General features: G+C 36.9%; 22 protein-coding genes. 17 read left to right on the forward strand and 5 right to left on the reverse strand.

The window, feature by feature from the left end; all coding sequences use genetic code 11:
- Positions 1–331: 331 nt before the first annotated feature.
- Positions 332–1,288: an SPFH domain-containing protein gene (locus PAND9192_RS07780; RefSeq protein WP_087853281.1), complete on the forward strand. Its 957-nt coding sequence runs from the start codon at positions 332–334 to the stop codon at positions 1,286–1,288.
- Positions 1,289–1,302: 14 nt separating this feature from the next.
- Positions 1,303–1,761, forward strand: a complete 459-nt coding sequence (locus tag PAND9192_RS07785) for an activity regulator of membrane protease YbbK (RefSeq protein ID WP_087853282.1) — start codon at positions 1,303–1,305, stop codon at positions 1,759–1,761.
- Between the two features lie 88 nt (positions 1,762–1,849).
- On the opposite strand, the gene PAND9192_RS07790 is transcribed toward PAND9192_RS07785, so the two are convergent.
- Entirely contained in the window at positions 1,850–2,170 is a 321-nt protein-coding gene (locus PAND9192_RS07790; RefSeq protein ID WP_065176697.1) for a hypothetical protein, read from the reverse strand.
- A gap of 183 nt (positions 2,171–2,353) precedes the next feature.
- On the opposite strand from PAND9192_RS07790, the gene PAND9192_RS07795 reads away from it, so the two are divergent.
- The 9 genes from PAND9192_RS07795 (at position 2,354) to PAND9192_RS07835 (ending at position 11,582) form a co-directional block, all read left to right on the forward strand.
- The gene (locus PAND9192_RS07795; RefSeq protein WP_087853283.1) at positions 2,354–3,100 is read left to right on the forward strand and encodes a hypothetical protein; all 747 of its coding nucleotides are present in this window, start codon (positions 2,354–2,356) and stop codon (positions 3,098–3,100) included.
- Between the two features lie 271 nt (positions 3,101–3,371).
- The gene (locus PAND9192_RS07800) at positions 3,372–3,854 is read left to right on the forward strand and encodes a hypothetical protein (RefSeq protein WP_087853284.1); all 483 of its coding nucleotides are present in this window, start codon (positions 3,372–3,374) and stop codon (positions 3,852–3,854) included.
- A gap of 293 nt (positions 3,855–4,147) precedes the next feature.
- Positions 4,148–4,603, forward strand: a complete 456-nt coding sequence (locus PAND9192_RS07805; RefSeq protein ID WP_087853285.1) for a DUF4402 domain-containing protein — start codon at positions 4,148–4,150, stop codon at positions 4,601–4,603.
- Positions 4,581–4,994 (forward strand): hypothetical protein, encoded by a 414-nt coding sequence (locus tag PAND9192_RS07810; RefSeq protein WP_087853286.1) that lies wholly within the window; start codon positions 4,581–4,583, stop codon positions 4,992–4,994. The genes PAND9192_RS07805 and PAND9192_RS07810 overlap by 23 nt, the downstream gene beginning before the upstream one ends.
- Positions 4,995–5,006: 12 nt before the next feature.
- On the forward strand, positions 5,007–5,690 hold the full coding sequence (locus PAND9192_RS07815; protein ID WP_087853287.1) for a fimbrial biogenesis chaperone: 684 nt from the start codon (positions 5,007–5,009) through the stop codon (positions 5,688–5,690).
- Positions 5,665–6,402 (forward strand): hypothetical protein, encoded by a 738-nt coding sequence (locus tag PAND9192_RS07820; protein WP_087853288.1) that lies wholly within the window; start codon positions 5,665–5,667, stop codon positions 6,400–6,402. Before PAND9192_RS07815 ends, PAND9192_RS07820 begins: the two co-directional genes overlap by 26 nt.
- A complete protein-coding gene (locus tag PAND9192_RS07825; protein WP_087853289.1) occupies positions 6,327–8,111 on the forward strand; it encodes a carboxypeptidase-like regulatory domain-containing protein in 1,785 nt (594 codons plus the stop codon). Before PAND9192_RS07820 ends, PAND9192_RS07825 begins: the two co-directional genes overlap by 76 nt.
- A 99-nt stretch (positions 8,112–8,210) precedes the next feature.
- Positions 8,211–8,930, forward strand: coding sequence for a sulfite exporter TauE/SafE family protein (locus PAND9192_RS07830; RefSeq protein WP_087853290.1), 720 nt, complete (start codon positions 8,211–8,213; stop codon positions 8,928–8,930).
- Between the two features lie 549 nt (positions 8,931–9,479).
- Entirely contained in the window at positions 9,480–11,582 is a 2,103-nt protein-coding gene (locus tag PAND9192_RS07835) for an FUSC family membrane protein (protein ID WP_234999018.1), read from the forward strand.
- 71 nt (positions 11,583–11,653) lie between these two features.
- Here PAND9192_RS07835 and PAND9192_RS07840 read toward each other — a convergent pair whose 3' ends face one another.
- The 4 genes from PAND9192_RS07840 to PAND9192_RS07855 all read right to left on the reverse strand — a co-directional run bounded on the left by PAND9192_RS07840 (position 11,654) and on the right by PAND9192_RS07855 (position 17,028).
- Entirely contained in the window at positions 11,654–12,463 is an 810-nt protein-coding gene (locus PAND9192_RS07840; protein WP_200817793.1) for an endonuclease/exonuclease/phosphatase family protein, read from the reverse strand.
- A gap of 90 nt (positions 12,464–12,553) precedes the next feature.
- Positions 12,554–14,176: a PTS transporter subunit IIBC gene (locus PAND9192_RS07845; protein WP_087853292.1), complete on the reverse strand. Its 1,623-nt coding sequence runs from the start codon at positions 14,174–14,176 to the stop codon at positions 12,554–12,556.
- A gap of 59 nt (positions 14,177–14,235) precedes the next feature.
- Entirely contained in the window at positions 14,236–15,969 is a 1,734-nt protein-coding gene (locus PAND9192_RS07850) for an alpha-glucosidase (protein WP_087853293.1), read from the reverse strand.
- A 93-nt stretch (positions 15,970–16,062) separates the two neighbouring features.
- Positions 16,063–17,028 carry a LacI family DNA-binding transcriptional regulator gene (locus PAND9192_RS07855; protein ID WP_087853294.1) on the reverse strand — a complete coding sequence of 322 codons (966 nt, stop codon included), beginning with the start codon at positions 17,026–17,028 and terminating at the stop codon, positions 16,063–16,065.
- 512 nt (positions 17,029–17,540) lie between these two features.
- On the opposite strand from PAND9192_RS07855, the gene cyoA reads away from it, so the two are divergent.
- Genes cyoA through PAND9192_RS07885 form a run of 6 tightly spaced genes read left to right on the forward strand, consistent with a single transcriptional unit; the run spans position 17,541 to position 23,066 of the window.
- A complete protein-coding gene (gene cyoA, locus PAND9192_RS07860) occupies positions 17,541–18,428 on the forward strand; it encodes a ubiquinol oxidase subunit II (RefSeq protein WP_087853295.1) in 888 nt (295 codons plus the stop codon).
- The gene (cyoB, locus tag PAND9192_RS07865) at positions 18,418–20,505 is read left to right on the forward strand and encodes a cytochrome o ubiquinol oxidase subunit I (protein ID WP_087853296.1); all 2,088 of its coding nucleotides are present in this window, start codon (positions 18,418–18,420) and stop codon (positions 20,503–20,505) included. Before cyoA ends, cyoB begins: the two co-directional genes overlap by 11 nt.
- Positions 20,506–20,520: 15 nt before the next feature.
- Entirely contained in the window at positions 20,521–21,165 is a 645-nt protein-coding gene (gene cyoC, locus PAND9192_RS07870) for a cytochrome o ubiquinol oxidase subunit III (protein WP_087853297.1), read from the forward strand.
- On the forward strand, positions 21,165–21,518 hold the full coding sequence (gene cyoD / locus PAND9192_RS07875; protein WP_060999415.1) for a cytochrome o ubiquinol oxidase subunit IV: 354 nt from the start codon (positions 21,165–21,167) through the stop codon (positions 21,516–21,518). The genes cyoC and cyoD overlap by 1 nt, the downstream gene beginning before the upstream one ends.
- A 13-nt stretch (positions 21,519–21,531) precedes the next feature.
- A complete protein-coding gene (gene cyoE, locus PAND9192_RS07880; protein ID WP_087853298.1) occupies positions 21,532–22,449 on the forward strand; it encodes a heme o synthase in 918 nt (305 codons plus the stop codon).
- Positions 22,446–23,066 (forward strand): SCO family protein, encoded by a 621-nt coding sequence (locus PAND9192_RS07885; RefSeq protein WP_060999419.1) that lies wholly within the window; start codon positions 22,446–22,448, stop codon positions 23,064–23,066. The genes cyoE and PAND9192_RS07885 overlap by 4 nt, the downstream gene beginning before the upstream one ends.
- Position 23,067: the final 1 nt, after the last annotated feature.

Here is a 23,067-nt window from a genome sequence, read left to right on the forward strand (position 1 = left end):
TCAACTGATACACAATCTTAGCTCTGTCTATCAGTGATAAAATAATGCCGTTACCACCTTCTCGCTATTACCCAATGAGATCTATCTCGCTCCCCCTTCCAAATAAATAACAACGACCTTATACCACAAACACTTTGCATTAACATATGCAACTACATCAATAACCATTATCCATCAATATGCCATAATATTAGTAATATATTATGAATATAATAACTAAATATGATAATGTTCTATAAGGATATTTTATAAAAAACACATTAATAAGTAATAAATACTCTTATTATTCTGTCAGTAAACTCGATGGTTAATCAACATAAGGAATATATAGATGCCGCTTGATCTCATAACTAACTTACTAACAAGTCCACAACTGTATTTACTGATATTTATTGTTGTTACACTTAAATTAAGCATTATTTTTGTACCGCAAAACGAAGCATGGCTTATTGAGCGATTTGGTAAATATCGTTCAACGAAGGAAGCGGGTTTAAACTTCCTAATACCATTTATTGATAGCATTAGTGCCAAAAGAAGCCTCAAAGAAACGGCGGTTGATGTTCCATCACAATCTGCAATTACCAAAGATAATATTAGCCTTGTGGTTGACGGTGTTCTCTATTTTCGTGTTCTAGAACCCTATAAAGCAACGTATGGTGTTGATGATTACCGCTTTGCAGTAACTCAACTAGCACAAACAACTATGCGTAGTGAGTTAGGTAAAATGGAACTCGACAAAACATTTGAAGAGCGTGATCTTTTAAATGCAAATATTGTTGCTGCGATTAATACCGCATCTGAACCTTGGGGTGTACAGGTATTGCGATACGAAATTAAAGATATCGTACCGCCAAGTTCTGTGATGGAAGCAATGGAAGCACAGATGAAAGCCGAGCGTGAAAAAAGAGCCCAGATTCTTGAATCTGAGGGTGATCGTCAATCAGCAATCAATGTCGCAGAAGGTAAAAAACAAGCACAGGTACTTTCTGCAGAAGCTGATAAACAAGAGCAAATTCTAAGAGCTGAAGGTGAAGCTGCTGCTATTTTGGCTGTTGCAGAAGCTCAAGCACAAGCATTACGGAAAATAGGTGAAGCCGCAGATACAGAGCAAGGCCAAAAAGCAATTCAGCTTGAGTTGGCAACCAAAGCTATTGAAGCGAAAAAAGCCATTGCTAAAGAGTCATCTGTTGTTCTTCTTGCAGATGACGCAACGAATGCAAGTTCAATGGTGGCTCAAGGTTTATCAATCATTAACTCAATTAACAAAGCTCAAATAGGTAAATCCTAGAGCTAAGGTGTTATATGTTTAGCAATATTTCGCAAACATTAGTCACTTTAGGGCTATTAGCTCTTATTATCGAAGTACTAATATTTGGTTGCAGTACCTTAGTATTGTTATTTTTCGGTGTTGCTATGCTACTTACGAGTGGTTTAATTTACATTGGTATCATTGATGCTAATTGGTTAAGTACAATTTCAACCTTAGCGATTATAACGTTGTTATTGACCATTATACTTTGGAAACCAATGAAAAAATTGCAAAATAAATCAGCTAAAACTGATATAAATAGTGATTTTGCAACTATCCAGTTTGAACTAGAAAAAGACTTATTATCATCAACAATATATACGTTTAATTACTCAGGTATTCAATGGCACATTAAATCAACGTCACCTATCGATAAAGGTGTCATTGTAAAAGTAGTTAAAAAGGAAGTCGGTATTTTGTGGGTTGAACCTGCAAATAACACAATAAGTTAAAAACTCATTATAAAATATTTCATCTATAAATAAGCCGTTAATATTATTTAACGGCTTATTTTTGAACACTTCTTCAATATAAAATATATTAATCAACAAGTTCTGTTTTAGCTAACAATTGACAAAACTGATGTTTTATAATTGTTTGACTAATATAAATAACGTTAATCGTGTCATTAAAATACGTATAAGCTAATCTAAACACGGCATCTTTAGCTGCCACAATTTTATATTCATAAATTCTTAAGCCATTATTACGCAATTGTCTGGCAGTCTTTATTTTTGCAGACTGTGTAAGAATTAAATGTGGTAACCGCTCTCTTACATCTTTATAAATAATTTCTTGATATTGTTGTTGTAAGTGAAAAAACTTTCGTAAATGTCTATTTTCGCTATAAGTAATATTCATGGTTTTTACATCTAGTTATAATTTTTACTTATTATATTCCTTAATTTTCAGATATTACAGTTTAAGCAGGTTAAATCCCCCTTCAAAAAAAGTGAACATTATTCACAGAATGATCCTCATACTATGCAGAAATGATAAATCTGTACCACAATTAAAGTGTACCAGCGAAAAAGGAATACGCTAATGAGTACAAGATTAAATGATACCGTCAGTATTGAACTGCATATTCAAGCCGCTGTTAGAGAAATAGCGACATTTACGGAGCTAACAGCACGTTCAGTATCCATTGACGATCGAATGAATGAGGCAATTTATCAAGGTAAAATATTTTTTACGTTGTACTTAATGGTGCAGTCACTTCATAGTGAGGCCAAAAACACTACTGCTAATATTCTTTCTCAACACAACATTACCACTCCTGAAGTTAATTTTGAGTGGGTAATACAACATTGCTTTAATATGTTTTATATCTCAAATCATGACCATGCAATAGAACAAACGAATAGCGGTGATCAAATAACGACGGTAACGTCTAATGATATGCTACGTTGGCGGGCATCCCCTATACCTGAAAACCTTGAGAACATGATAACGGCACTTGCTACTAAACATGTCAAATTTCTCGCTGACCTATTTTCACAAAAAGAAGATATTGATAATGAATTATTATCTGTTTTCAGTCGCGCAATGACAAATAACACATTAGATCTTGGCATTAAACTATCATCACAAGCCGGTGGTCAATTATTAGAGCAAGTGATCCATTCTAGAACAGGAACTGTATGCCTAATTTTTTTAAATATGACTAAAAATGAAGAAGAAAAACAAGCAATAAGCCAATATTTAGCAGATATCGATAACTTTTATAATACCTTAACCGTTAATGGTTTAAAACAGGGATTATTTTTTTTAGATAAACTATCCAAGTAATTTACTTCCAAAATAGAGAATATGTCTCACTCACAGGTAATCAAGACATATTCTCAATTCATTAGTTTAAATTACTACAATTAACATATTTTATGTTCAAAATTTAAATATTAAAATGCAATAATTGGCTTTCTTGCATTCACAAAATAAATACATTGTTCTGTATTTGTCAAGTTTGTGATATTGATTCCATTTAAAATTGCATTTACATTAAAAATTTAGAAAATATTTTATTATCATTCAGCTTATATTATTCCAAGGGTAACAATGAGTGAAAAAGTTTTCTTTATATATAATTCCTGTACAATTATTTTTAGCTGCATATTGGTTGAAAAATGGCTTTCTTGATAAAATAGTTGGAATATCCTTAGGTATAATTCACCCAGAAACTGCGTATTATGGTTTAACATGGAATGGTTGGCATGATCGTATAGTAAATAGCTGGGATAATAGCCGAATAGGTCATTTATTTTTTAGCCCTTTTTTCGATATATTATTTCCTATCATTATCGTTTTACAATGTCTGCCTTTTTTATTCATCTTTATGTCGATCATAAATAATGAATTTTTGACAAACAAACATCGTCCATGGCTAATAAGATCAGCTATCTCATCATTTGTCGTAACAGCCATTATGATTTTTAGTGAAACATTATCAAATACTAAAGATGCACAATATTTATTGCATTTGTTTAGTATCAATATGATATTAATCATCTATATTCATTTTGTTGAAAAAACAATAGAAAAGTAACCTTTCTTAACCACAATAATGATAACAATAAAAAAAGTATTGTTGCTTTTTTTATTGTTTCATTATTATAAACCTTTTATTTTTCCACCTCCTATTTTCTTAAAAATAAGAAAATTTCATTTATTTCGCTTAATAAAATTCAACAATAAAATAACCCCATGAAAGAAATGAAATTTTATTCAATTCAATAGTGATTTTTTATTCTTAAGTATCACTTCTATTCGATTGAGTTTCATTATTTCATCGACTAACTTTAAATAGAGAGAAAAACAATCAAAACAAAAGGGTATATTATGCATAAATCGATGAGGAAATTAGTTTTTGTTACACTAGCAGTAATGCCATCATTAGCACAAGCTGAAGTAGGAAGTATTCAAGCAACCATTGAGATCATTCCTCCCCTATCTATTTCACAAACCAGCTCTTTAGATTTTGGAACCATATTCTCCGATCGAACAACAGATGTCATTGTTGCAACAACAGATGGCGGTGCAGCAGCATTTACTGTGAGTGGTCATGATGGCCAAACGGTTGATGTTTCAACAGAAGCAACAACAACCTTAACTCATACCACCGATGGAACGAAAACAATCCCAGTAATTGGTATTAATTTAAATAATGCATCTGTAGTTTTAAATGGTGCAACAGAGGTTAAAGCTGGCGGTACTGCAGATATTGATAATGCGACAGGTGCACTCACTGTAGGTAACTATACTGGATCATTTAATGTTACCGTTGTCTATCAATAAGTATTTATGCGCTTTCCTTTTTGTAAGTACAAATGCTTTTTCGATTGACTTTATTGAACAAGAAAATATTTTTATTACTGTTGTTGAAAGTCATTATTCACAGCAGGTTAAATTTTCTAAACATAATATTGAAAGTGGAAGCTTTAGTTTTAAGTTAAAAGGAAAGCCAAATTCTCATGTTAAAATTGACACATTAAAAAGTACAAAAAATCATATTTTCATTAAAGATATAAAATATAGAGATGGTTTTACTTCTAAAGGCTTAGTTGTTATCAACTCTAAAGGCTATTCAAAAAAACTAAGTATTGATGGAACAATTATTATACCGGCAAAAATGCACAGTGGAAAGTTTATTACATCACTGATGTTACATGCGGAGTATATAAAATAAAAAGGACTTAAAATGTATAAATTACTAATATTTATTATTTTTTTCTCCCATCACGCAATGGCAAATATGAAAATAGCGCCGTTAAGAGTGATTACAGCAGAAGCGAATACAACTCAAAAATTTCTTGTCTCAAATACGGGAGATAAACCGATTAGAGTCCGTATTGCCCCTTCTTTTATTGCTTCTCCAATGGCTGAATATCAAACTCGACATAATAATATGACACCAGAGATGGAAGATCTTACGCCTTTTCTTCGAGTCTCCCCGCCGGTTATTAGCAAATTAATGCCTAATGAAAGAAAAATTGTTAGATTGCGTATTTCCGAGTTACCAAATAGCTATGAAAAAGGTGAATACCGCACTCATTTAAAATTCACTCAAGAAGTAATCAAAAAAATAAATTCTCCAGCAAATAATAATGAATCGATCTCATTTGATCTAACAATGCTCGTTAATTCATCGATACCTATTTATTATCAAAAGAAAGATACCAACTCCCCCCCTAAAGCTATCATTCAATGTAGTAATAATAAACTCAAAATAGTTAATAACTCTCGCTACCAACAAAAAATAGAGTTATTAAATGATGATATCTATAAACAACTAATTCTTCTTCGCCAATCCGACCTCAATATTGCTTATAAAGGAAAAACAACTATTAAGGTTAATGATGAACAACAAGCAATCTGTTTATAACATTCTGTTTCTTTTTTTTTCTTCATCTTTATATGCAGAAAACTTATCGGAAGCATTTATCGAAATTCAAACTAATGAGCGTTATGACTCATTTTTTAGGGTGCTCGTCGATAATGAAACACCTTATGTAAATATATCAACTTTATTACCTTTACTTTATGGGCTTGAAGAGAAATGTAACCATGACCGCTGCGATTATTTTGTGACTTTAAAACCAGAGGATAATCAAACAACGATTAATTTCAGCGAACATCATTGCTATACAACATCAAATAAAAAACGGTATCAGATAAAACTTCAGTATGAAGAGGAACAATATTGGTTACATTGGCAAGATATTGGAGCTTGTTTTAATGCCAGTGTTTATTGGGATCCCGACAGCTACATATTAAAAATACAAACACGTCATCTATCGCCAACAGATATTCAAGAAAGTATTGATCTCGCCCGTTCTATCTCAATCAAAAAAGCAGAACTGCTCAACAGTCAAAATTCTCAACCACGTACCCAGCCAACCAATACAACAATGATACAAAATCGATTATCACTAACCACTCAATATACTGAACAGCAATTTCGCGTAGAGGTCGCGAACGATTTTTTTTTCGTAACAACCAACAATTTATCGATGTATCAATGCAATCAAATAGCGATGATATTCTCAGTTATTACCGCTATTTCTATGAAAATATTATCGCCGATAGCAGTTTAACTGTTGGCGATATTGTCATTCCTGAATCAATGACCAATAGCATTTACCATACTAAAAATGGCTATAGCCTGACTAACTATGAAAGTGATGGTGAAGGCAGCTTTTATGATGAAAGGATGACTCTCGCGGACGCTTATGTCGATATCTATGTTAATGGTATTTTTGTAAAAACAGTTCAAGCCAATAATTCTGGAAGATATATTGTTGATGGTTTATCAGTTATGCCTGGCGATATGATTAACTTAAAAGAACGTATTGGAATTGGAAGACTTGTCGATACACAAATTCATATCGCTAACACCTCTGAGTCCGTTCTCAAACAAGGCCATTTCGCGTATTCAATTCAAGGCGAAATCGACAATATGCAACGTAAACGTGCACGTTTTAGTTATGGTTTACAGAATAAGCTGACATTAGGAGTAGGTGCCTTCCATTCAAATGAAACTACAGATTTTACTGTCGGTTTTCGCGCTATTCCAACCTCAAATATCGGTATGAGCCTTGCTTGGATCACCCCTCGAAATGATATTTTAGCTGAAATTGACTTTAATATTCATGCAAATCATTACTTAAAAATTAATTATAATCGTGCTAATTTATTCGCCGCCAACAATAACCAACAATTTAGCCAACTCGAATATCGATATTATAATAGTCTGGCATCGTTAACGGTTAACGCGATCAAAAGTGATGAAGATTTTAATACCAACGTAACTATTCGTTCTCAATTTAATTCGATGCTATCTGGCGCATTTACCATTAATGATACACGTGCAAATAAAGCCTCTTATACAGAATACGCACTTGCGTTTAACTACATAAAAAGTGCCTCTGAGGCATTAGAATTAAGCGTTCTACGTTTACCTCAAGATAATCAATTGGCCTATAATGTTAACTATCGTTACCAATGTAATCATTGCTTTTTTCCATCAGTTATAACCTCAAACCTCAGCAGTTATAGCTTTAATGCGTCTTATGGAAAAGATTTAACGGCGTCGGCTGCTTTTTCTGTTGAATTAACCCCTGCGCTAAAGTTAACAACCACTACAACACTTAATTCAATATCAGTATCAGCCCGCTATAGTTATGGACTTAAACTTACAAAATCAAAAAACTGGCAATTATCGTCAATGGATCCTGATGATTATGGTTATGCGACTATTAATGGGCAAATAATCGATCATACAGGAACCCCTATTCCTAATGTTAAACTTAATGTTTACCGTAAACAGGCAATGTCTGATGCTGATGGCTTGTTTAAAATAGAGGGAGTCGCTATTGCTGATAATGTCGCATTAAGATTAGATCCTGAAACCATTGATATAAATTTACAGCCCCAATTTAACCCGTTATTGATTAATACTCAAAAAGGAGGTGTCACCAATGTCATTGTTAGCTTAAATCGTATTTTTGGGGTTGATGGTTACATCACAAATTTTGATGGCCACACCAATGCTACTATTACTTTTCTTAACAATAGCACCCAACATCAGCTTACTTATAAAATAGACAGTGATGGTTTTTTCATGATCGAAGGACTAACCGCAGCAGATTACACTATCACCTATCAAGCAGGTGAACGACGAGCATCAGTGGCATGGTCTGCTATTAATCAACATCAATGGCTCAGTAATATTCAATTACAAATTGACTGTATCGATCAAGCTCAATTTTGTGGTTTATTAATAAACACTCCCCACTCACTCTAACAATAGTAGGTTAACTCTTTCAGCAAGTTATCATTTACATTCATCGCCAATGATATTACTTTGCGATCACTTAATTACTTCTTTGATAAGCATACTACTATGATCATTGAATCAACGACGTTACTTGCCATTGCTATGATCTTTTTAGGGTCGTTTGTACAAACGGCTATCGGATTTGGGCTTGCAATTATTTCTGCACCTATTCTTATTATTATTGCACCACAATATGTTCCAGCCCCTATCTGCCTTGTCGCGCTATTTATATCATTACTTAATAGCCGAAAATATCGCTCATCTATCGAACTCGGGGGATTAAAAATGGCTATTCTTGGGCGTATTCCAGGTTCGATGGCAGGTGCTGCGTTACTCGTTTTTGTATCAGCTCAGACATTATCTTTATGGGTTGGTTTATTAGTATTATTGGCTGTTTTTATTAGCATCATGCCTTTTCGAATTGAACCGACACCAACAAGAATGGTTTTTGCGGGATTTTTCTCTGGATTGTTTGGCACAAGTTCAGCGATTGGTGGACCACCGATGGCTATTTTGCTACAACATCAAGAAGCTAACCAGTTACGTGCTAATTTATCGGCATTCTTTGTCTTTAGCTCTATTATTTCCCTAACAACATTGATACCTGTTGGTTTTTTAAATCTTGAAAAATTATGGCTGACACTGCCGTTATTACCCGCAGCATGGGCAGGTTATTGGTTAGCACTTAAAACGACACAATCACTACCAAAAGAAACCATTCGCTACGGTGCATTAACATTATGCTTTATTTGTGGTGCGCTAGCTGTCTATAAGAGTATCGGGTGAACCGTATTATGAAATAACAGTAGGAGTGGCGCTCACTCTTACTGTTAATTATACGGTGCTTAATCAATATTGACGCGATATATAATACTACCACTTTCACCATCTCTTAATGTTCCTGTTAACATCTACTTCACCTCGATAATCAATTGCATTCAATGATGCGACAGATATGAAGTTACATGTTAGTCCAGCAGGTATTGTGCCAACAGTACAATTAATCGTGCTATTAAGTTCAGATACAGTATCTGAATCAACTACAGTTTTCGTCACACCATGCACTGTTGAGGTCATATCATCAAAAATAAGAAATCGCTAGTCAATTGATTTAACATAAAAAAATACGCATCTACCAATAACTATTTATTTACATATGGCTATGATTATATTAAAGATATTTAATGAATATATTGTTGTGATATTAACCAAGAGTAGCGTCTCGTTACAATATATGAACTATTTACCTCTAAAACCAGCCATCATACTGGATAAATATTCCAACAAGCGATAAATTAGATTTATACGCATTTTTTATTAATTACCGTGCCGACAATGATTCAATCAAATATTTTACTTCGTTACCCATTTTTACGAACTTTTTTTAATCTAAGAACGAATATCGCAGCACTAAGCTTTATCAGTTGCTCTATACCACTGTTTCTCATGGGGCATGTCACCATGGGGATTGCATTCTCGCTAGGTAGTATCAGTTGCGGCTTTGCTGATACTTCTAGTGTGACCAAATACCGTATTTTAGATTTTACAATTGCCCTACCACTGTTTTTCTTGATCAGTTTAGGCATTGAAATTGTTTTTCCGCACTCATTATTATTTATTGGATCATTAGCTGTCGTTAGTTTTGCGCTTTTTATGCTAGCGGTATTAACACCACGCTTAGGTGCCATTGGTTTTGCCGCTATTCTATTAGCGATCTATGCAATGCTATTACACCTTGATGGACGTCAAATATGGTTGATACCGTTATGGCTAACGGGTGGCGCTATTTGGTATATTTTATGGCAAACTTTAGCAATTATTTTCCTTCCAAACCAAGAATCTAAAGATATTTTATCCGATTTATATCAGGCACTTTCCAAAAAGTTGATAATTCATGATCAAGGCTTTATTTTTGCAACAGATAAAAATCAATTATTTATTCAATCTGCGCAATTACGATCACAAATCGCTACCCTTTCACATACACTTGAATATCGAATCCACCAGCAATTTAGTTGTGGTGAAGACAGTGCAAAATTACAAGATATTTACCGCTTTCTAAAAATTGCGGAACGTATCAATGAACAAACACGACTAATGTATTTCACTTCGACACCGCTTTTAAAACAACATTGCCCACAATGGTTAGAACATATCCATCATGCTAACCAAAAAATCAGCCAATATCTTGCACAGGTGAGTGTCAATAATGTTCACCATTTAGCTTTACCTAGCATTGATTTTGATGCATTACGTCGTTATCAAGCCCCCAAAGAGGCACAACAAGAAATCATCGCAGCACAGGCGTTTATAAACAAACTCGATATTATTTATCTATCTTTATGTGAATTAAAAAATCAGTCAAATACATTAACTAACCCAACTATCACGAAACCGATTTTGTTAACCTGGAAATGGCGTGAAATAGCCTCTAAGTTAACCAGCCAAATGACATTAAAATCGAGCTATTTTCGTCATGCATTGCGTGGAGCATTAAGTCTTACCACTGGCCTTATCGTTGTTCGTTTATTAGATCTCGATTTTGGTTTTTGGACGTTAATGACAAGTTTATTGATTCTTCGCCCTAATTTATCAATGACGTGGACAAGATTACTACAACGTCTAACAGGCACAATCTGTGGTTTAATTGTGGTGGGTGGATTATTGCACTTTCAAGTAGCAACCAGTATTTTACCGTTTATGTTTTGTATTGCGGCGGTATTATTTTTCCATACCTCTGCCCGTCATTATGGATTTGCGGTCTTTTTTGTGACCTTATTTGTTTTCGCTGGTTTCTCCCTTAATGGTCAGGGCGATAACATCATGCTACCACGACTTGATAACACCGTATTAGGGGTTATTATTCCACTCGTATTTGTATTTATTTTAACCCCTGGTTGGCAAAAGAAATCATTTCCAACTCAACTTAATACAACTATTAACGGCTATATCAATTACTTAAAAAGTTTACAGTTATATTTAGCAAATAAACAAGAACCACAGCTGAGTATCGTTCAAAGCCACTTCCAAGACTGCGTTGTTAATGATACCAACTTATTTGATCACTGGATGGGTTACCTTGGAGAACCGCACCGTAAATCACAAACCAGCAGTCATATTTTATTGTGTAGCCGTAGTTCTAATATTATTTTACGGATCTTAACTCAACTGAATGAAAATAAGCAGACACTGCCGCTAAACCCTAGTGTGAGTTCAAATCTAGACCATGCAATTACGTCACTAACATTATTACAGCAAAAGTTACAGCAATCGCCACATCATGCTGATTTATTTGAACATATATCTAAACAAGAACAAGTGATTTATCAATCATTTACATATATAGAAAATGAAATTTATCAACTAAATAACACCGAATTACTCGCTTTATTATCACAAGAAGTACGATCATTTCTTATCACAATGGATCAACACTAACGGAAAAATAAAATTGCCGACAATCAACATAAGATAGAAATCACTTGATTGTCGGTAACTTTCAACAAATTCTAGTTAATAAGATTAATAGTACAAATCACACCAAAATGATCTGATACCACATCATAAAAATCACCATTAAAAATGACTTGATGTTGCGGTACGATAACGGGCTGATTTACAAAAATATAATCTAATCGTAGAGCTTGGCTATTTTGTTGCCAGCCATCAATATTTTTCACCACCGTGGTACCGTTATCTTTACTTTGAGCTAATACAAAGCAATCCTTTAAGTTACACTGTAACGCATAATCATAGCCTTGATCACGAACATGACTTGGATTATTAAAATCGCCTAATAAAAAGCTTAATCGTGATGATAGCGTTGCTGTAATACGGTTTAAATGATCTTCAAACGGACTTTCTTGATCATTCCACCACCCGCAATGACAATTATAAAAATCAATATGCTGGTGCTGATAAGCGACGGTAATACGTACTGCTCGGCGATGTTTCCAGTCACTTTCATCATAGTTATCGTTCAAATCAATCACACGGCGCTCAACAATCGGCAACCGCGTTAAAAAAGCTAATCCTTCTTGGTAAACGTCATAACTTTGGTGAACAAAATCCCACGTTAACTGATAATGATGTCCTAATTGAGCCAATTTTTGTTGTAATAAATAGCCATAATTATCCTTTCGCACCGGGTGATTACTTAATATTTGATCACTAATAATGCCACTTAGAGAATGCTGATTAACCTCTTGTAAGGCAATCACATCACACCCTTGCGCAATAACAGCTTGTGCTACAATATCTAACTTTTGATATTGATCTTCTTCTTGCCAACTGTGGGTATTTAAGGTCAATAACTTCATAAATCATTCACTTATCGATACGATATGAGATAAAAAAGCGCAGCAATAATCTTCTGCGCTTATCGATAATATCCAGTCTTTGGGCAAGTATTATGCTATTGCAAACTTATCCACTAATCCTGATTTGATCACATCAACACCTGGGCCATAAATCGCTTGCACGCCTTGATCTTTAATCACCAGTCCTAATGCTCCGGTTGATTTCCACAGTGTATAATCAGCCACTAATGCAGGATCTTTTACAGTAATACGCAGACGCGTCATACAAGCATCAATCTCAGCAATATTGTCACGACCACCTAAATTTTGAATGATAATTTCCAGTTTATCGTCTTGTGACATCCCTTCTGCTTTTTCATCAATGTAATTACCTGCGCGTCCTGGCGTTGGTAGATTAAATTTCACAATTAATAAGCGGAATAAGGTGTAGTTAATCGCAAAAAACGCAATGCACACCATCACAAAGCTAATTAAATCACCGCCAATCCCTGCTGAGATCATCATCGGAACACGTGTTATCAGTTCAATAAGGCCAAATGCATGTACACGTAAATCAATCAAATCCACCAGCGCAAAGGCCAAGCCTGTTAATACTGCATGTGCAACATAAAGCACTGGCGCAACAAACATAAACATGAATTCAATCGGCTCAGTCACACCGGTTAGTAATACCGCTAGACAAGCAGAGAAGAACATTGGTTTATATTGCAGACGCTTATCGCTATCAACACAATGGTACATTGCTAAACCAATACCAATTAAAGAAGATGCAGCAATGATCACTTGGCCTGCTTTAAAACGTGCAGGATGTACAGTATCTAATAAATGCTGGTAAGTAGTAGGATCGGTCAGTTTAAGGTTGTTTAAATCACTCACCCATGCGAGCCATAATGGATCTTGACCATATACGCTTGAACCTGCACTAGCCCCTGTTAATAACTGATATGCGCCACCAAGCTCGGTGTAATTCATTGGAATGGTTAACGTATGGTGCAGACCAAAAGGCAATAATAAACGCTCTAAAGTACCGTAGACAAATGGAGCAATAATCGGTGCGCTGTCTTTTGAAGTTGCAATCCATTGACCGAAATCGTTAAGCGCACCTTGTACTAATGGCCATACGACAGCTAAACCGAGCGCAATGATCACCGAATACACAATCACCATAAACGGCACAAAACGTTTGCCATTAAAGAAAGCTAGTGCTTCTGGTAATCGAGAAAAATCATAATAACGGTTATATAAATTAGCACCTAAGTAACCAGATATAATGCCAATAAATACTCCCATGTTCAGTGCTGGCGCGCCAAGAATAGTCGTAAAAAATTGAGAGACAGGCAGCTCAGTACCAAACAAGCTCATTACTGTTGCATGAGGATCGGTCATCATCGCGCCATTAACGCCAAAAATAACCCCAGTGGTACGGTTGATCAGTATAAATGCAATCACCGCAGCAAATGCACCACCTGCTCGCTCTTTTGCCCATGAACCACCAATTGCCACCGCAAATAGAAGATGAAGGTTAACAATCACCCCCCAACCAATATTTTCCATAATATGGCCGAGGGTTTCGAGTGCACCGATTCCTCCCGCATACATGGCAACTACTTTACCCAATGAAATCATAATACCGGCAGCAGGCATTACGGCGATAACAACGATCAGTGACTTTCCAAATCGTTGCCAAAAATCAAACGATAGCAATTTACTCATAACTATTTCCTTGACTGAGACGGCAGGTTTACGTCATCAATGACCTGCCATAAACACAATTAATGTTTTTTTACAAACACGTAAGCGGCATAAGCTGGCGCAATATGTGTGGTAGTGAAATCTGTTCGCATGGCTTCATTGTTCGGTGTCTGGTTATCGAGTACTAATTCCCCTAGTTGGTCGCTATCAAGATCAACCACTAGCTCTCTATCACTTAAATTAGTGATAATGGTCCAGGTGTGATCTGAACTGATACGTTGATAGGCATAAATATTGGTGTCATTATCAAGCAACAATTGATAGCGACCGACAATCAAACTGTGGTTATTTTTTCGAAGAGAGATTAGTTGTTTATAAAACTGTAAAATGGAATACGGATCATGCAATTGTTGTTCAACATTAATCTCACTGTAATTAGGATTTACTGCCAACCACGGTGTGACTTCTGAAAAGCCTGCAAACGACGTATTATTCCATTGCATTGGTAAGCGGCTGTGATCACGCGAGATTTGGTTTAGTAAAGTCAAAATATGGGCATCGGTTTGCCCTTGCTGCTGTAATTTGATGATCAAGTTTTTAGCTGATACATCATTAAACTCAGCTAGTGATGTAAACTGATGATTTACCATACCAATTTCTTGGCCTTGATAAATGAACGGCGTGCCTTTCATTAGAAAATAGCAAGCTGCTAATGCTGTTGCGCTGCCATACCAATGATTAACATTGGCAAAGGTATTAATACTGCGCGCTTGATCATGATTTTCTAGGTATAAGGCATTCCAGCCTTTGCCTTCTAATGCATTTTGCCAACGGGTTAGAATTTGCTTAAATTCCACTAAATCAAACTGATCACGCGATTGTTCTTCAGCCCACAGTTTCATGTGTTCAAACTGAAAGATCATATTAAAAATACCGCCTTTATCGGTGGCAGTAGCTTCAGCAACCCAAGTCAATGCATCTTGAGCCTCGACACCATTTGCTTCACCCACAGTGACAATATCAAATGGTGCAAAAGCTTGATCGCGCAATTCATAAAGGTGCTGCTCAATACCATCAACATTCATGTGATAATCAAAAGAAGACACATGATCTAATCGCTTAGGGTTAGGTAATGACGGTAGACCAGGTTGTTTTTGAATATGACTGATCGCATCGACACGAAATCCATCAATACCGCGCGCTAACCACCAATGGATCATCGCAAACAGCGCTTGCTTAACGTCAGGATTTTGCCAATTAAGATCCGGTTGTTTTTTAGAAAAAAGATGTAAGTAGTATTGCGCCGTATCAGCATCATATTGCCATGCACTGCCATGGAAAATACTTTCCCAGTTATTAGGCTCAGGTGTGGGTTTTTCAGCCGTTGCTTCACAACCGTCACGCCAAATGTACCAATCACGTTTAGGGCTAGTTTTGCTTTGACGAGATTCAATAAACCACGGGTGCTCATCGCTTGTATGGTTAATCACTAAATCCATAATGATACGAATACCACGCTCATGCGCAGCACTGATCAATCGATCAACATCTTCAAGATTACCAAAGTCAGGATGAATCGCTTGATAATCACTAATATCATAACCATTATCATCGTTAGGTGATTGATAAAATGGACAAATCCATACTAAATCAATCCCTAATTCAGCCAGATAATCAAGCTTGGCAATGATCCCTGTAATATCACCAATTCCATCTTTATTGCTATCATAGAAACTGCGCGGATAAATTTGATAAGCCGTGGCGGCTTTCCACCATATTAATGGCGATGATGGTACATTATTGAAGTGATTCATCCCTTTGACCTTAGAGAATGTAGAATGCATTCTTTACGTGTGTTACCGATAACACACACGATAAGATCGAAGCTAAAAACATGCAAAATCTTTTTAAATAAACTGGGAGCTTTCTCTGATTTTTATCTCAAATTGACCTTCACAGCTGCTGAAATCACGTTTGATTAGCTTCTTAACCGCTTGGTAACCCATCTGATAATAATTAAAACTAACGCTGGTTAAACTCGGTACTAACAAGTCGCTATAGTCATAATCACCAATACCTACCACCCAAATATCATGACCAATTTTCAATTGTTGTTGCTTTGCTAACCGGTATAAACGAATGGCAATATTATCCGTCGCGCAAAAATACACGTGCTGAGGTTGTAACTGAATGTCTTGGTAGGCTTGTTTTTGCTCGGAATCTGTTAACGATTGTAGATAACATGGCAAATGAGGCACAGTAGCAGCAATAGTGGTTTGGATTAACTGGGTTCGACTCGATAACATTCGCTGATCATAAATATAATCAATCGCAACCACTGGCGCCTGCTGTTGCTGAAGTTGAGTCAGAGTTTGTATAACTAATGCGGAAATTGCAGCGTGTTCTGGATAATATAAACAGCAGCGTTGCTGGCTCTCTTTACCAATAAATATTAGATTTTCTAATCCTTGATAAAAAGGTTCGACGACACTGTGTTTTGACGCAATAACAATGGTACCCAATGCGTTCAAACCGTTAAATTCGCTAACCGCTTGACGTTCTGATTCATGGCTAAAGCCTGTTGCATGAAACAGCATGCGCGCATTTGATTCATTTGCTGCCGCTAGTGCACCTTTAATCACTAAACTGGTGGTATAAGATTCAATTCTTGGTGCGATAAAACCAATAATATTTGATTGGCTACGAATTGATCGCGCAAATTTATTGGGGGTGTAGTGGTTTTCTTTTACGATCGCATCAATTTTAATACGATTTTCTTCTGACACATAGCCACCATTAAAATAACGTGACACTGTCATTTTTGAAATTCCAAGCTGCTTTGAAATATCAGCCATAGTCATTTTTTGCGTCATAAAAACTGTATTACTCTATCAATATCATTATTTACAGTATCCAATATATCTGCCTCCAACACAGTAACTAAATCACATACAGCGCCTATTATCCTTCACTCCACAGTCTATAGCGGGCTCTAACCCCACCACTACCAACAAAAAACCCTCAGAAACACAACAAAATTGAAACTTTTTTTCAAAAATACAACGTATGTATAAATTTTAACATTTTTAATACAGTAATTTAAAATAAGCATTTTATTACTAGTGTTAATTGATCAAAAATAGAGAAAATCAGTCGTTATGGTGATAAAGACAGATTAATTTATTAACTGATAACCAGCTAAAAATCGCACAACTAACTACTTTTTCACCATAAAAAATAATTAAATATTATATATCATGCAGTTATCTTTTGTTACACTAGCAATCAGAGTGATTACAATTCATTAACTCAAATTCAATGCTATCAGCAGTTATTTAACGTTCTCAATTGATTTGTATAAGTAAACTGTTTCATGGAGGAAAAAATGAAAATAATCCGCAGTAAGAAGATGATAATAATTCTTCTTACCTTACTTGTAACATTGCTTATAGTGGCTCTTTTTGCCAGCAGTAATATGGTGTTATTCGACTCTAAAGGCATCATTGGCGAAGCACAGTCATCACTGATCATTACTTCAGTACTACTGATGGCAATTATTATTGTGCCCGTTTTATTTATGTCGATTTACTTTCCTTATAAATATCGTCATAGCAATAAAGAAGCGGAATACACTCCAGAATGGGAGCATTCCACTAAAATAGAAGTCATTGTCTGGACCGTACCATGCTTGATCGTATTAGCATTAGGATGGATCACTTATCAAACTTCTTATTCTCTCGATCCAAGAAAAGAGATCGTTTCGAATAAAGAACCATTAACTATTCAAGTCGTTGCTATGAATTGGAAATGGCTTTTCATTTATCCAGAACAACAAATTGCAACAGTGAATGAAATAGCCCTTCCCGTTAACCGTCCCGTTAAATTCTTAGTCACATCAGATACCGCCATGAATTCCTTTTTTATTCCTCAGCTCGGTAGTCAAGTTTACGCAATGGCCGGTATGGAAAACCGTTTAAACCTCATGGCACAACAAGAAGGGTCTTACCGCGGTATTTCAGCAAATTACAGTGGTTATGGCTTTGCCAACATGCGCTTTAAAGCTCATGCAGTAAGTGATGCCGATTTTGACCAATGGATACAGAAAGTCAAAACCTCTGAGCAAGTTCTAAATAACAACACTTATGACCAACTTACAGCCAATGCTAAAGAGCAGATAAAGGCACCGCATCCGGTGACCTATTTTGCCTCTGTCGCACCGCTGAAATTTAAAGATATTATTGAAAAGCATGCAGGAGTCCAAAATGGCTTATAAAGGAGATGTATACGCCGAAGCGGATCCAATTTTCGGCAAATTAAATTGGGATGTCATTCCTTTTACCGATCCAGTTGTTTTCCCCGTTATGATGGCAGTTGTCATTGGCGGATTAGCACTACTTGGCTTGATTACTTATCAAAGAAAGTGGCACTACCTATGGAGCGAATGGTTTACCTCTGTCGATCATAAAAAAATAGGTATTATGTACATCATTGTCTCAATGGTGATGCTTGTACGTGGTTTCTCTGACGCAATACTGATGCGCTCCCAACAAGCAGCTTCAACTATTGATGCCAGTTATCTACCACCAGAACACTACGACCAAGTCTTCACCGCCCACGGCGTGATCATGATTTTCTTCGTTGCAATGCCATTCGTGGTGGGGTTAATGAATATTATTGTGCCATTGCAGATTGGTGCCCGTGATGTAGCCTTCCCATTTTTGAATTCCCTGAGTTTTTGGCTATTTGTTGTCGGTGTTATTCTGATTAACATGTCACTGTTTATTGGTGAATTTGCCGCAACAGGTTGGTTAGCTTACCCGCCACTTTCTGGAATGGATGCCAATCCTTGGGTCGGAGTTGATTATTGGTTATGGTCGCTGCAAATATCAGGTATTGGTACGCTATTAACTGGTATTAACTTTGTTGTTACCATCCTTCGTATGCGTGCACCTGGCATGAAGATGATGCAAATGCCAGTATTTACATGGACATCACTATGTGCCAACGCACTGATCGTCCTTGCTTTCCCTATTTTAACCGTCACCCTAACCTTACTTACCCTCGATCGTTACGTCGGTACCCATTTCTTTACCACTGATATGGGTGGTAACCAAATGATGTACGTCAACCTGATTTGGGCATGGGGCCACCCTGAAGTTTATATTTTAGTATTACCCGCTTTTGGTATTTTTTCTGAAATAACCGCAACTTTCTCTCGTAAACGCTTGTTTGGTTACACATCATTAGTGTGGGCAACAATGGTAATTATGGTGTTGTCGTTTATCGTTTGGCTGCATCACTTCTTTACCATGGGCGCTGGCGCAAGTGTTAACGCCTTCTTTGGTATTGCAACCATGATTATCTCAATTCCAACTGGGGTTAAAATCTTTAACTGGTTATTTACCATGTATAAAGGCCGCGTCGAATTCAGTGCCAGTATGTGGTGGACGATTGCGTTTTTAATCACCTTTACCATTGGTGGTATGACAGGGGTAATGCTTGCAATACCTGCGGCTAACTTTGTGCTGCATAACAGCCTATTCGTTATTGCCCATTTCCATAACGTAATTATTGGTGGTGCATTATTTGGCTACTTTGCCGGTTTAACTTACTGGTTCCCTAAAGCAACTGGATTTACCCTTGATGAACGTCTAGGTAAGATTTCATGCGCACTTTGGACCGTCGGATTCTTCGTTGCCTTTATGCCTGTGTATGTGCTTGGCTTTAACGGTATGACTCGTCGTCTTAATGTTGCAGATAATCCAGAATGGGCACCTTACTTATGGGTGGCTGCATTTGGTGTATGTATTGTTGCGGCAGGTATCGCGGTTCAATTCTATCAAATCTACGTCAGTATTCGTGATCGTAAAAAGAATGTAGATCTCACGGGTGACCCATGGAATGGTCGTACATTGGAATGGGCTACATCGTCCCCGCCTCCGTTCTATAACTTTGCTTTATTACCAAAAATTCATGATCGTGATGAGCATCATTACGCGAAAGAACACGGTTTAGCCTACCAAGAGCCGGAGCGTTATAAGCGCATCCATATGCCAAAAAATACTTGGGCGGGTGTGGTTATCAGTCTGTTCTCATTGATGTTTGGTTTTGCTTTCATCTGGCATATCTGGTGGATGGTGATTGTCGGCAGCGTGGGTATGATTGCGTCTTGGATCATTTATAGCTTCCAACGCACTAAAGATTACTATGTTGAAGTTGCTGAAATTGAAGCTATTGAACGTAAGCATTTAGCGAAAGTTCGCGGTGAGAAGACATTTGAAAACGAAGATGGTGAAGATGATGATGATTTCAATCCATCAGGTCTAAACCCAGCAGATTCTATGGCATAAGGGACGAGAGCAGTTATGACTACAGAAGTAAAAGATACATTTAACCTCAATGTCCCTGCTCAGTCTAATGACGGTCATGATCTCGATGATCATGACCATCATGACTACGCTGGTGATACCATTTTCGGCTTTTGGATTTACATCCTCAGTGACTGTTTATTATTCGGTACATTATTTGCCGTTTATGCGGTTTACTCCAACAGTTTTGCCGGTTTAATTGAGCCTAAGGAACTGTTTAATTTAAGTTTTGTATTGGCAGAAACGGCGTTACTACTGTTTAGTAGTTTTACCTTTGGCATGGCAATGTTAAAAGCTAACCATGAAGATATGAAAGGCATGCTCAAATGGTTAGGCATCACTTTTATGCTGGGTTTCTCATTCTTAATCATGGAGTTATATGAGTTTTACCATTTCAGCAATGAAGGTGCGACATTCCATAGCAGCGCATACTGGTCTGCATTTTATGGTCTAGTTGCAACTCACGGGTTACACGTATTTGCTGGTTTAGTATGGATGATTGTACTGTTCTTCCACTTTAAACGTGATGGTTTCTCTGAGGACAACAAAACGCGCTTAGCCTGCTTGAGTCTATTTTGGCACTTCTTAGATATTATCTGGATCTGTGTGTTTAGTGTTGTTTACTTAATGGGAGTATTGTAATGAGCAATTCAACTAACCAACACGCAACTGAACATGGCCAAGGCGGCCAAGCGCATGGCAGTGTTAAAGAATATGTTCGAGGACTGATATTCTCGATTATTTTAACCATTGTTCCTTTTGCAATGGTAATGGCTGGCGTTGGTTCAACCCAGTTCATTATTGGTGTGATCATGGTATTAGCCGTGGCACAAATCCTGGTACAACTGGTGTTCTTCCTCCATATGAACACCTCATCAGAACAAATGTGGAATACGTCATCTGCCGTATTCGTGGTCGTCATTGTTTCTATTATTCTTATTGGCTCTTTGTGGATCATGGATCACTTAAACCACAACATGCTAATGGGTCATTGATCAGGGATGTTCTATGATTAAACCTTATCTTAAACTCACTAAACCGGGCATCATCGGTGGCAACTTAGTTGCCGCCGTGGGTGGTGTTCTACTTGCATCTCAAGGCAACATTAATTGGTTATTACTACTCGCTGTATGCGTTGGTACAACCTTAATTGTTGCTTCTGGGTGTGTATTCAATAATGTCATCGATATTGATATCGACAAGTTAATGAAGCGTACCTGTGAGCGCGAGTTAGTCAAAAAAGTCGTACCTGTCTCCCACGCTTTATTGTGGGCAACGGCATTATGCCTAGCGGGGTTTTTTACCCTTTATCAATATACATCTTTAGTCGCATTTGAATTTGGTGTGCTTGGATTTGTGGTTTACGTCGGCTTTTATAGCCTCTATTTCAAACGTAAATCTATTCACGGCACTTTAATTGGTGGCTTATCTGGTGCGTGTCCACCTGTTATTGGCTATTGTGCTGTTACTGGCCAGTTTGATGCTGGTGCAGCGGTATTATTCATCACTTTTTGTTTATGGCAGATTCCACATTCATATGCGATTGCGATCTATCGTTTCGAAGATTACAAAGCCGCATCAATTCCAGTATTACCAGTTGAAGTGGGGATTGCACGAGCACGTCACCATATCATCGGTTACATTATTGCCTTTGCAATGGCGGCATTTACTCTTACTTACCTTGGTTACGCTGGCAGTTGGTATACATTAGGTATGGGACTGGTGAGTTTACATTGGCTCTATATTGCTAAAGTAGGCTATCAAAAAGTGCCTAATGCGCAATGGGGTAAGAAAATGCTGTTAAGCTCTATTTTTAACATCATGGTCTTTTGCACCTTAATTTCTCTGGATTTTTCATCTGAAACTCTCGAGGAAAATTACCAAGTAAATGCGCTTCCTGCAGTGATAATGGAGCCGCATTCATGACCAAAAACCCAACTAAAATGGTGCTTCTCGTTGGAGCACTATTTCTTGCCACACTGATGGGATGCTATGTCTATAACACCACTACCCCTGTTGGTGAAAATGTAAAGCCACTTAAAGATCTTGGTGGCCCTTTTGAGCTTAATAGCTTAAATGGCACTGTTAGCCTTGATCAATATAAAGGCAATATCGTAGTGCTTTATTTTGGTTTTTTAAACTGCGCTGAAGTATGCCCTTCTTCAATGGGGGTTCTATCGGCGGCTTTATCACGCCTATCACCACAAACTTATGACCATGTGCGCGGGCTATTCATTAGTGTCGATCCTGAACGTGATGATTTAGTGTCTTTAAATCAGTTTGCTAAGTATTTTGACGATCATGTTGTCGGCGTGACAGGTACACAACAACAAATTGATGCATTAACCAAACAATATGGGGTCTATTTTGACATTGTCGACATGGAATCATCGGAGTTAAGCTACACCGTTGATCACTCTTCACGGTTCTACATTATTGATGAAGCAGGCACATTAGTTGGTGCGATGAGTCACAACACCACCCCCACTGAACTCGCTGCAGGTATTGAGCGCGTTTACGCTAAATCAATTGCTAAACAATAGG

Origin of the sequence: Photobacterium andalusiense, assembly GCF_900185625.1 — a bacterium.
GTDB classification, from domain to species: Bacteria; Pseudomonadota; Gammaproteobacteria; order Enterobacterales; family Vibrionaceae; genus Photobacterium; species Photobacterium aquimaris.

Coding starts and splice junctions, on each gene's coding strand:
- PAND9192_RS07780 (WP_087853281.1), top strand. CDS start 332: ATGCCGCTTGATCTCATAACTAACTTACTAACAAGTCCACAACTGTAT.
- PAND9192_RS07785 (WP_087853282.1), top strand. CDS start 1,303: ATGTTTAGCAATATTTCGCAAACATTAGTCACTTTAGGGCTATTAGCT.
- PAND9192_RS07790 (WP_065176697.1), bottom strand. CDS start 2,170: ATGAATATTACTTATAGCGAAAATAGACATTTACGAAAGTTTTTTCAC.
- PAND9192_RS07795 (WP_087853283.1), top strand. CDS start 2,354: ATGAGTACAAGATTAAATGATACCGTCAGTATTGAACTGCATATTCAA.
- PAND9192_RS07805 (WP_087853285.1), top strand. CDS start 4,148: ATGCATAAATCGATGAGGAAATTAGTTTTTGTTACACTAGCAGTAATG.
- PAND9192_RS07810 (WP_087853286.1), top strand. CDS start 4,581: ATGTTACCGTTGTCTATCAATAAGTATTTATGCGCTTTCCTTTTTGTA.
- PAND9192_RS07815 (WP_087853287.1), top strand. CDS start 5,007: ATGTATAAATTACTAATATTTATTATTTTTTTCTCCCATCACGCAATG.
- PAND9192_RS07820 (WP_087853288.1), top strand. CDS start 5,665: ATGAACAACAAGCAATCTGTTTATAACATTCTGTTTCTTTTTTTTTCT.
- PAND9192_RS07825 (WP_087853289.1), top strand. CDS start 6,327: ATGCAATCAAATAGCGATGATATTCTCAGTTATTACCGCTATTTCTAT.
- PAND9192_RS07830 (WP_087853290.1), top strand. CDS start 8,211: ATGATCATTGAATCAACGACGTTACTTGCCATTGCTATGATCTTTTTA.
- PAND9192_RS07835 (WP_234999018.1), top strand. CDS start 9,480: ATGATTCAATCAAATATTTTACTTCGTTACCCATTTTTACGAACTTTT.
- PAND9192_RS07840 (WP_200817793.1), bottom strand. CDS start 12,463: ATGAAGTTATTGACCTTAAATACCCACAGTTGGCAAGAAGAAGATCAA.
- PAND9192_RS07845 (WP_087853292.1), bottom strand. CDS start 14,176: ATGAGTAAATTGCTATCGTTTGATTTTTGGCAACGATTTGGAAAGTCA.
- PAND9192_RS07850 (WP_087853293.1), bottom strand. CDS start 15,969: ATGAATCACTTCAATAATGTACCATCATCGCCATTAATATGGTGGAAA.
- PAND9192_RS07855 (WP_087853294.1), bottom strand. CDS start 17,028: ATGACGCAAAAAATGACTATGGCTGATATTTCAAAGCAGCTTGGAATT.
- cyoA (WP_087853295.1), top strand. CDS start 17,541: ATGAAAATAATCCGCAGTAAGAAGATGATAATAATTCTTCTTACCTTA.
- cyoB (WP_087853296.1), top strand. CDS start 18,418: ATGGCTTATAAAGGAGATGTATACGCCGAAGCGGATCCAATTTTCGGC.
- cyoC (WP_087853297.1), top strand. CDS start 20,521: ATGACTACAGAAGTAAAAGATACATTTAACCTCAATGTCCCTGCTCAG.
- cyoD (WP_060999415.1), top strand. CDS start 21,165: ATGAGCAATTCAACTAACCAACACGCAACTGAACATGGCCAAGGCGGC.
- cyoE (WP_087853298.1), top strand. CDS start 21,532: ATGATTAAACCTTATCTTAAACTCACTAAACCGGGCATCATCGGTGGC.
- PAND9192_RS07885 (WP_060999419.1), top strand. CDS start 22,446: ATGACCAAAAACCCAACTAAAATGGTGCTTCTCGTTGGAGCACTATTT.